The organism is Bacteroidota bacterium, assembly GCA_039714315.1.
Taxonomy (GTDB): domain Bacteria; phylum Bacteroidota; class Bacteroidia; order Flavobacteriales; family JADGDT01; genus JADGDT01.
Window position 1 is genome coordinate 1 of record JBDLJM010000163.1, and the last position, 6,300, is coordinate 6,300.

Below are 6,300 nucleotides of genomic sequence, written 5' to 3' on the forward strand. Positions count from 1 at the left end.
AGCAATTTATAAAAATCGTTGCATAGCCAGAGCTACGAAATCGAAGATTCATGAACACCTATAATAATATAGTTCGTGAATAAACTATTTTTTAAAGAAAATGAAAAAGACAAAGAACTGCGAAGCAATCATGAGGACAATTAAAAAATAACTCTCCCGAATAATTTACAGTGCATTTTGATGTTAATTTGTTATTACACCTTTCTTATAACTATCTAAAGAATATACTATCAATTCATCAACCATTTGTAGGCATACAAAAACTCTTTTCGCCATTGTTCTTCATTATGTTTCCCGTCTTTTACAACCTTAAGCCTATATGAAGAATCCGGATAACCCATTTTTTTCATTTTTTCAATCATTTTATCTATATCCAACAGCATGGTTTCACTCTCAGAATCACCTGCAGAAAAGTGTACTTTCATAAACATATTCTCTCTGTATTGGGGTATAAAATATATTCTTTCCGAAAACCAAAAAGATGGAGACATTACACCTGCTTTTGAAAAAATGTTCTTAAACTTCAGTATTGCATAAAAAGATATTAGTCCGCCTAATGAGCTTCCCATTATAGCTGTATTTTCCCTATCGCTTAATGTTCTATACTTACTATCAACAAATGGTTTTAGCGTATTTACAATGAATTCAACGTACTTTCCGCCATCTCCTCCTCCATATTCCGAATTTTCGAAAGGAGTAAGTTCATCTATTCTGAACTTTCCACCATTATCGATTCCAACTATTATAGCTTCTCTGTTTCCTTCAGCAATCAATTTATCCATTGTTTCATCAACCTCCCACTCTCCGGCAAAAGAACTTGCACTATTGAATAAATTTTGTCCGTCATGCATGTACAAAACAGGATATTTTTTATCCGAAGACGAGTAGCTTTCGGGCAAATAAATCCAAATTCTTCTATTTCTGTTTAATTGAGGCATATAGAAATCATCATCCAAAATCAACACGTTTTTCGATAATGTATTTTCTTCCTTATACAGGTGATCATACCATCCATCAACTTCTATTGAATCTCCAATTGCCTTAGCTCTTTTAATAGTTCTATTATCTATACTGTTTCCTCGGCTATCTGTTTCTACATTATTCCAATTACCTCGTGTTATTTTATATTCCAAAGGAAAACTTACATCCTGAATATCTAACCTGTAATTGCCTGAAATATCTTTTGTAAATGCATATTTTGGATCATCAGCTCTCCAATTATTAATACTTGATGCAAAATATAGAGTGTCCGAATCCGGAGTGTCATTTGGAACTTTACTTATATGCAACAACACCTGACTATAACTAAAGATCGATATAAATGTGAATAGGAATGTTGAATATATATACTTATTCATAATAATAAACTTAGATTTTCGAAAAAATAAATCGGACAATTAAAAAACAAATATAGAATAATGTTTTATAAATCATTTCTATTTATTAATTTGTAATAACTAACTAGATATGAAAAACATATATGATCCACAACAAAAAAGTAGTTGTAGTTCTTCCGGCTTATAATGCTGAGACGACACTGGAACAAACATATAATGAAATTCCATTTGATATTGTTGATGAAGTTGTTTTAGTTGATGATAACAGTAAAGACAATACTGTTGAAGTAGGCAAAAAAATCGGAATCAGTCATATAATTAAGCATGATGTCAACAAAGGTTACGGAGCGAATCAAAAATCATGTTACAACAAGTCACTTGAACTTGGGGGAGATATTGTAATAATGCTCCACCCCGATTATCAATACACTCCAAAGTTAATTGAATCTATGGCTTATATTATTGCAAACGATATATATCCTGTTGTTTTAGGGTCCAGAATTCTTGGAAAAGGGGCATTAAAAGGTGGCATGCCATGGTATAAATACATATCAAACCGATTACTGACACTTACACAAAACCTCTTAGTTAATTATAAGTTATCGGAATATCATACCGGTTACAGAGCTTTTTCGAGCGAAGTTCTCAAAAGCATTAATTATAATGATAATTCAAATAATTTCATTTTCGATAACGAAATGCTATCCCAAATAATTTACAAAAAAATTGACATTGCTGAAATTACCTGTCCGACAAAATACTTCGACAATGCTTCTTCAATTAGCCTGAAAGACAGCTATATTTATGGAATTGGAGTGATTAGAGTTTCAATAACTCACTTTTTAAACCGAATAGGATTGATGAAATCTGACCTATACAAGTAGGTTTTAGAGTTTAGACGTTCGATTTTTGAAGTCTAATAATGGACACTCATCCGCCTAAAGAACTCATTACTTTTTAGTACCTTCATATTAAATAATTTATTCCACGGGGTAAATGTATTTTATCTAATTACATACGACTAAAACACAAAATTTAACAAAATGAAGAAAATAGCAGTCTTACTACACGGAAACGGAGTTTACGATGGTACGGAAATTCACGAAGCGGTTTTATCTTTATTGGCAATAGCCGAAAACGGAGGAAAAACGGTTTGTTTTGCTCCTAATATCGATCAGCACCATGTAATAAACCACACTACAGGTGAAGAAATGAACGAATCAAGAAACATACTCGTAGAGTCGGCCAGAATAGCACGGGGTGAAATTATAGATATTAAAGACTTAAAAATTTCAGAAATGGCCGGTCTTGTAATGCCGGGAGGATTTGGAACTGCAAAAAACCTTACTAAATGGGCTTTCGAAGGTCCTGAAGGAAATATCAACAAGGATGTTGCAAGAGTGATTAATGAATTCATAACTCAGAAGAAACCCATTGTAGGGCTTTGTATGTCGCCTACTACAATAGCAAAAGCACTTAGTAATGAAAAGTTATCGGCCAAACTTACCGTTGGTACCACAAGCGAAAAATCGCCTTACGAAATAGGTGCTATTTCGGAAGGAATGAAGTCACTGGGTCATGTTGCCGAAATGAAATCAATAACGGAGATTAGTTACGATGAAAACTCAAATATTATTACTGCTCCCTGCTACATGATGGAAGCAACATTGCTGGAAGTAAGAAACAATATTAAACAGGCTGTAGACAAAATGTTTGAATTAATTTAGCATGAATATAAAAGTAAGCGACAAAATCGACAAAAAATCATATGATAGAATAGTTGAGCTTCTGAATGAATATAATCTTAGTAAAGGTCATAAATACAATAGTAAAAATAATAAACCCCTTGAAATAGTTCTAAGAGATAACGACAATGAAATTATTGGTGGGCTTTTTGGCCGTTCTCTATGGGAAACCTTAGAGATAAAAACTCTTGCTGTTAATCCCGAAAACAGAAATATGGGACTGGGCAAAAGGCTACTTGATGAAGCCGAAAAAGAAGCTATAAGAAGAAGTTGCAGATATATTACTTTAGATACCTTTTCATTTCAGGCACCGGAGTTCTATGAAAAAAATGGTTTTGAAAAAATTGGTACTGAATCTGATTTTCCGAAAGGATTTGAAAGATACTATTACAGAAAAAAAATACAAAAAATGTAAATCAAACTAATCCATTCATAATAAATAAAGTAGCACTTGTAATTAAATCTTTGATTTTATCAATGTAATTATCAGATATTAATTTTTAGTAACACATTTGCATCAGAAAACAACTATAGTTGCTTTCTAACTTCACAAAGAGTAGTTAAGTGAGAGTTTTTCATAGTAAGATTTTGGGTTAGTTTAAAAAAGATCTGTTTCGTTCGAATCAGGTCTTTTTTTTTGCTCCATGACAATTAGTTCCAATTGTTTAAGCCCAAAAATATTCATATCTTTGCATCACTTTATTTGTAAAAAGTGTACTATTTACACTTTATCAGTGAGTTATATAAAAAAAACAATTATGAGCAAGAAGGTTATTTTGATGATTTTAGATGGTTGGGGAATTGCCGACGTAAAAGAATCATCTGCAATATGCAGGGCAAACACCGGATTCATAGACTCTCTATATAAAAACTACCCTAATTCAACATTAGGAACTTCGGGGATGCAAGTAGGGTTACCTGATGGACAAATGGGTAATTCAGAAGTAGGACATATGAATCTTGGTGCGGGTAGAATTGTTTATCAGGATCTTGTAAAAATCAATCTTGCTGTTGAAGATAAAAGCATAAACAAGGAGAAAGTACTTGTAGAAGCTTTTGAATATGCTAAGGCTAATAACAAAAAAGTACACTTTACCGGGTTACTTTCAAATGGAGGTGTTCACTCTCATATCGAACATCTAAAAGGCTTACTTAATGCTGCAGAAGAGGCTGGTGTAAAAGATGTTTTTGTTCACGCATTCATGGATGGACGTGATGTTGATCCAAAGTCGGGAAAAGGATTTGTAGAGAATATTGAAAACTTTATGTCGGGTACTAATGCTCAACTGGCAACTATCATTGGGCGTTTTTATGCAATGGACAGAGATAAACGATGGGAACGTGTAAAAGAAGCCTACGATGTAATGGTTAATGCTGTTGGAGAGAAATTCAATTCAGGGGTTGAGGCTGTTTCAAAATCATATGAAAACGATCTTACTGACGAATTCATAAAGCCGGTTGTACTAACTAATGAAAATGGTGAAGCAAGAGGGACTATCGAAGAAGGTGATGTTGTTTTTATGTTTAACTACAGAACAGACCGTGGTAGAGAGATATCTCAGGTATTATCGCAGGAGGATTTCCACGAATATAACATGCATAAATTAGATTTGCATTTTATTACGATGACTAATTACGATGAGTCGTTTAAAAATGTAAATGTTCTTTACGACAAAGAAAACGTAAAAGAAACTTTGGGAGAAATAATCTCAGACCTGAATAAGAAACAAATAAGAATTGCTGAAACAGAAAAATACGCTCACGTAACTTTCTTTTTCAACGGAGGCCGTGAAGAGCCATTCAAAAACGAAGAGAGAATACTTATTAACTCTCCTAAAGTTGCCACATACGATTTAAAACCGGAAATGAGTGCTTTGGAAGTTACAGCTGCACTTTTACCGGAATTAGACAAGCAGGAAGCTGAATTAGTAGTTCTAAACTATGCAAACTCTGATATGGTTGGTCACACAGGAATTTTCAACGCTGCTATGCAAGCTGTTGAAACAGTTGACAAGCAGGTTGAAACAGTTGTTAAATCAGCTCTTAAAAATGACTATACAACTCTTATTCTTGCTGATCACGGAAATTCTGATTTCATGATCAACAAAGATGGGTCTCCAAATACGGCACACACTACAAATCCGGTACCTTTTATCATTATTGATAATGAGTTTAAAGGAGAAATAAAAGATGGAATTTTAGCCGATGTTGCTCCTACTATTTTAGACCTTATGGGAGTTGAAAAACCGAAATCTATGGAAAGAGAGTCTTTAATTGTAAAATAATACCAATTACGTTTCAGAATGACATGTTAAAATCAAAGTATTTTTGATTTTAACGATTTACAAAAATCGTTGCATCTAGGCTAAGCCTAGACGGAACTATTTTTTACAGAAGATAAAATTGAAAAGACAAAGGTTTTATATGTCATTTTGATGTGTAGTTGGTATTAGACTTTTAAATTTACCTGAGTTCGATGAGAGAATTAAAAACAATTATGAATAATCTCTCATCGAACTGAGATTATAATACCAGTTGTGATTTAAATTTACTGGAAAGAAAATTGGGTTTATTTTGTTCATAGTAATAAAGAATTAAGCGAAGCGAATCACGAAGACCTATGAAAGTAAATATTCCTGAGTAAAATTCAAGCATCTTGGCTCAGCCTAGACGGTTTAATTTTATTTTGAAGCTATGGGCAAAATAAAGCGATTTAATCCAGTAATTTTAATTTATAACTGGTATAACTAAACCGATCATTTTTACTGGTCGGTTTTTTCATGACTATGACCACAAATAATAATACGCAACTCTGAGTCATATTATCACTCATCATAATAATAATTCAATTCATCACTGCCTAAATACCTTCATCCTAAAATATTTTTCAGGCATAACGCTATCCTTACTTTTGTAAAGTAGTTAATAAAAGGATAAGAAATGACTAAAGAAGAAAATAACTATAGCATATTTCACGCAATTGCAGTATTGCTGATAATTCTTATTTTTTTATTGAAAACATCAAGTTCTAGCACACCAGGTAACGATTACAACCATGAAAGTTCAATTATTAAAAGTAATGTTGTAGAAAACAGTTTTACTATTAATAATTAATATAGTTACATAGAATTTATTACAACTTCAGTCGTAATTCTTTTTTTAGAATTACGGCTGTTCTTTTTTTGAAAGATAATAGATATTGAATAATACAATAAAAA

The 6,300-nt window shown here is 32.5% G+C and carries 5 protein-coding genes; 4 read left to right on the top strand and 1 reads right to left on the bottom strand.

The annotated features are described in order from the left end of the window. Nucleotides 1–230: 230 nt before the first annotated feature. Nucleotides 231–1,358: an alpha/beta hydrolase-fold protein gene (locus tag ABFR62_12465; protein ID MEN8139237.1), complete on the bottom strand. Its 1,128-nt coding sequence runs from the start codon at nt 1,356–1,358 to the stop codon at nt 231–233. Between the two features lie 122 nt (nt 1,359–1,480). Between ABFR62_12465 and ABFR62_12470 the strand changes: the two genes are divergently transcribed. The 4 genes from ABFR62_12470 (at nt 1,481) to gpmI (ending at nt 5,367) form a co-directional block, all read left to right on the top strand. Beyond that, nucleotides 1,481–2,221: a glycosyltransferase family 2 protein gene (locus ABFR62_12470; protein ID MEN8139238.1), complete on the top strand. Its 741-nt coding sequence runs from the start codon at nt 1,481–1,483 to the stop codon at nt 2,219–2,221. Between the two features lie 159 nt (nt 2,222–2,380). Further along, nucleotides 2,381–3,064 carry an isoprenoid biosynthesis glyoxalase ElbB gene (elbB, locus tag ABFR62_12475; GenBank protein MEN8139239.1) on the top strand — a complete coding sequence of 228 codons (684 nt, stop codon included), beginning with the start codon at nt 2,381–2,383 and terminating at the stop codon, nt 3,062–3,064. Nucleotide 3,065: 1 nt separating this feature from the next. Further along, the gene (locus ABFR62_12480; protein ID MEN8139240.1) at nt 3,066–3,497 is read left to right on the top strand and encodes a GNAT family N-acetyltransferase; all 432 of its coding nucleotides are present in this window, start codon (nt 3,066–3,068) and stop codon (nt 3,495–3,497) included. A gap of 343 nt (nt 3,498–3,840) precedes the next feature. Then, nucleotides 3,841–5,367: a 2,3-bisphosphoglycerate-independent phosphoglycerate mutase gene (gene gpmI, locus ABFR62_12485; GenBank protein MEN8139241.1), complete on the top strand. Its 1,527-nt coding sequence runs from the start codon at nt 3,841–3,843 to the stop codon at nt 5,365–5,367. Nucleotides 5,368–6,300 lie beyond the last annotated feature (933 nt).

What these genes read in the sequence shown, in the direction of transcription:
- ABFR62_12465 (MEN8139237.1), bottom strand. Translation starts at nt 1,358, where the DNA reads ATGAATAAGTATATATATTCAACATTCCTATTCACATTTATATCGATC.
- ABFR62_12470 (MEN8139238.1), top strand. Translation starts at nt 1,481, where the DNA reads ATGATCCACAACAAAAAAGTAGTTGTAGTTCTTCCGGCTTATAATGCT.
- elbB (MEN8139239.1), top strand. Translation starts at nt 2,381, where the DNA reads ATGAAGAAAATAGCAGTCTTACTACACGGAAACGGAGTTTACGATGGT.
- ABFR62_12480 (MEN8139240.1), top strand. Translation starts at nt 3,066, where the DNA reads ATGAATATAAAAGTAAGCGACAAAATCGACAAAAAATCATATGATAGA.
- gpmI (MEN8139241.1), top strand. Translation starts at nt 3,841, where the DNA reads ATGAGCAAGAAGGTTATTTTGATGATTTTAGATGGTTGGGGAATTGCC.